The 3,163-nt window shown below is 57.1% G+C and carries 4 protein-coding genes; 2 read left to right on the forward strand and 2 right to left on the reverse strand.

The window, feature by feature from the left end; all coding sequences use genetic code 11:
- The coding region (locus ACESY8_RS19515; RefSeq protein ID WP_498794958.1) for a hypothetical protein at window positions 1-190 on the reverse strand (190 nt) is incomplete at its 3' end.
- Between the two features lie 37 nt (window positions 191-227).
- Complete coding sequence (locus tag ACESY8_RS19520; RefSeq protein WP_123585967.1) at window positions 228-581, reverse strand: helix-turn-helix domain-containing protein; 354 nt, start codon at window positions 579-581, stop codon at window positions 228-230.
- Between the two features lie 134 nt (window positions 582-715).
- Here ACESY8_RS19520 and istA point away from each other — a divergent pair, with 134 nt between their 5' ends.
- Both istA and istB read left to right on the forward strand, forming a co-directional pair.
- Entirely contained in the window at window positions 716-2,236 is a 1,521-nt protein-coding gene (gene istA, locus ACESY8_RS19525; RefSeq protein WP_081273177.1) for an IS21 family transposase, read from the forward strand.
- On the forward strand, window positions 2,233-2,973 hold the full coding sequence (gene istB / locus ACESY8_RS19530) for an IS21-like element helper ATPase IstB (protein ID WP_064491510.1): 741 nt from the start codon (window positions 2,233-2,235) through the stop codon (window positions 2,971-2,973). Before istA ends, istB begins: the two co-directional genes overlap by 4 nt.
- The last annotated feature ends 190 nt before the right edge of the window (window positions 2,974-3,163 follow it).

Consider the following 3,163-nt stretch of genomic DNA (forward strand, 5'->3'; position numbering starts at 1 on the left):
CAAAGCTGGTTTCGAGGCCCAGTCGTTGTTTGAGAATCAGGGCGAATTGAAGTACGCCGGCGCTGGTTTTGAACAGACTATTGTCCCACCAGTCAGGGAGAAGCTTCTCAATGTATGAGCGTGGGTATCCCGCGGCTTTAAGGCTACTGAATGCTGATTTGACTGTTACGGGTGTCGAAGCCTCATCCATGGACCCCTCCTGTGTACTGCTGCATCGTCAATCATTTTTACAGGCACGCCTTGCGATGAGCAAATAGCAATTCAGCCAGCCTCTTTGCGTGCTGGTCTGTGCCGTCCCATACCAGGCCCAGAGCGTCCATCAAAATGGGAGAATTACGCGGATCCGCCTTTTCAGCAAAAATCGAGATATTTGCATAATCGCATAGGGCTTTGAGGGTGCTGGTTACGCGCTTTGGTCGACCGTAAAGATTACGATAGATCTGGGACTGTGAGATTCCGGTCATCCTTGCTATTGCGCTGCTGGATGTAATTTTACCTCGCTCGAAGAACTGGCGAAGTTCAAGCTGAAGCAGTTGGGGTGGTTTTATGCAATTCATGTTAAAATAGTAGCATATTTGCATAGTGTTAATGGCCAATTAAACTGACCCACCTCTGGCCAACAATTTTGACCCACCCATAGTGGCATTGGCCACCGACCATGTAGCGTCACCCGCCTTATGCACAGGCCGGGGACAGATCATTGAAGGAGTGGGTTGTGATTCACAAGATCAAGGGGTTGTATGACCAGGGCCGAGGCCTGTCGGTCCGTGCCATCAGTCGTGAGCTGGGGATTTCCCGGAACACCGTACGCAAGTATCTCCACCTGGATGAGATGCAGATCAGCGCTACCATTGCTGACCCTTCACGCACCAAGGTGCTCGACGAGCACCGCGATTATCTGATTAATCAGTTGGGTCAGTTTCCAGCCCTGAGCGCAGTCAAGCTGGCCCGTCGCCTGAGGGAGCGCACCACCGAGCTGGCGGTGTCAGACCGGAGCATTCGCCGCTATGTGCAAGCGCTCAAGCAGCAGGTTGCCAGTGGCCAGTTGCGCTATTACGAGCCGGTCGTTGAGTCAGTGCCTGGCGTGCAGTGTCAGGTCGACCCCGGTGAGCTGCGAGGCGTCATGATTGGCGGCCTGGAGCGTGTCGTTCATTTTGTGGTGTTTGTGCTGTCCTGTTCACGGCTGATGTATGTCGGTCTGAACTTCCGGCCGCTGGATACCGAACGGTTTATCCAGATGCACGACGAGGCCTTCCGCTACTTCGGCGGCGTCACCGAGGAGTGCATCTACGATCAGACCAAGATGGTGGTGATCAACGAGCAGTACCGTGAGCTGACGCTGAACCAGCGCTTCCACCAGTATGCGACTACCGTCGGGTACCGCATCCATGCCTGCGAGGGCTATGACCCGGAGAGCAAGGGCAAGGTGGAGGCCGGGGTCAAGTACGTCAAGCGTGACTGCTTCTACGGCGAGCACTTCCAGGACGAGGCCGCCGTCCGACAGCACCTGAATGATTGGCTCGAGACTGTCGCCAACGCACGCGTGCACGGCACGACGGGGCAGCATCCAAGAGCGCATTTCGAGGCACTGGAGCGTAGTCAGCTCAAGCCCTATCTCGTCCCGCAGAACCTGCTGCACGTGGCGCCGACAAGGGAGACCCGCAAGGTCGACAAGACCGGCTTGATCTCATGGCAGGCCAACAAGTACTCGGTACCCATGGCCTGGCAGCAAGCCCGTGTCGGTGTCAGCGCACAGGACAACCAGTTGCTGATCCATGACCTGGAGAGCGGTGAACTCATAGCCACCCATGACCTGTGCAAGGCCAAGGGCCGGATGATCAAGAACAACAACCATTACCGAGACCATGCCCAGCGCATTACCGACCTGGAGCGCGGCATCGACTCGATCCTGCCCGATGCCCTTGGGGCAACCCTGTGCCAACTGCTCAAGCGTACTTCGCCGCGTATCTACAAGGATCAGCTGGTTGCTGCACGCGACCTGCTCATGGCCCATGCGCCGGTTGATACGGCGTTGCTCGGCGAGTTGTGCGAGCGCAGTGAACTGACCGCCACCGGGCTCAAGCGCTACCTCGAAGCATGGCAGCAAGCCAAGGCGCGGGGCCGGATCATCGGCGACCATGACTATGCGCCAGAGGCCGGTAGCCAGGTTAGTCACGCCGACCTGAACGCTTATGCCCGCATTGGCCAGTCGACTGGCCACGGGGTGACCCAATGAGCCTGCTCGACAGCACTATCGCGCAGTACCGAAGCCTGCGCCTCAGCGCGACCGCGGGTGAGCTGGCCACCCTGCTGGCCAGAGCCGAAGCCAATGAACTGTCCTACCTGAGCTTCGCCCAGTCACTGGTCGAGCATGAGCTTAACGCCCGCTCCAGTAGCCGCGTAAGCCGCAACCTCAAGCAGGCGCAGTTCCCCTCGGAGAAGCATCTGGAGGCCTTCGATTACCGGCACCAGACCACCATCACCAAGCGCCAGGTCAGCACCTTGCTGGACTTCAGCTTTATCGACAACCGCGACAACCTGGTGTTCATCGGACCACCGGGTGTGGGCAAGACCCACTTGGCCATTGGGATTGGCCACAAGGCGGTTCAGGCGGGCTACAAGGTGCTGTTCCGCACGGCTCTGGCGTTGGTCGAGGATCTGGAGCTGGCGGAAATGAAGGGCGAGCTGAAGAAGCGCCTTAATCAGCTGAGCAAATACGACGTGCTGATCATCGATGAGCTGGGCTACCTGCCGATGACGCGCCAAGCCCGGTACAACCTGTTCCAGTTAATCAACAACCTGTACGAGTACCGCTCGGTCATCCTGACCACCAACAAGGACTTCACCAGCTGGGGCGAGTTCTTCCATGACGACAACGTGGCCGTGCCCATCATCGACCGCGTGATCCACCATTCACACATCTTTATGCTGGGAGGTGAGAGCTATCGTTTGAAGCAGAAAACCGGCGGTTAGCGGTGAGCAAGTGGGTCAATTCTATTGGCCAAAAGTGGGTCAAAATTAATGGCCATTGACACATAGACGCTAACCCTACGTTTCACGAGGCGTTTGCGCTCTGATGGGTTAGACTTTGCGGCTGTCCACAGTATTTTTTCATTTCAAGGCAACCGTAATGCGTGAGGCAGAAATCAAACGAGCATTGGCG

The sequence above is a fragment of the Clostridium sp. ATCC BAA-442 genome (assembly GCF_964239415.1).
GTDB classification, from domain to species: domain Bacteria; phylum Bacillota; class Clostridia; order Oscillospirales; family Oscillospiraceae; genus Flavonifractor; species Flavonifractor plautii.

Excerpts from the sequence above, each read along its gene's own strand:
- ACESY8_RS19520 (WP_123585967.1), bottom strand. The coding sequence starts at position 581 with ATGCAAATATGCTACTATTTTAACATGAATTGCATAAAACCACCCCAA.
- istB (WP_064491510.1), top strand. The coding sequence starts at position 2,233 with ATGAGCCTGCTCGACAGCACTATCGCGCAGTACCGAAGCCTGCGCCTC.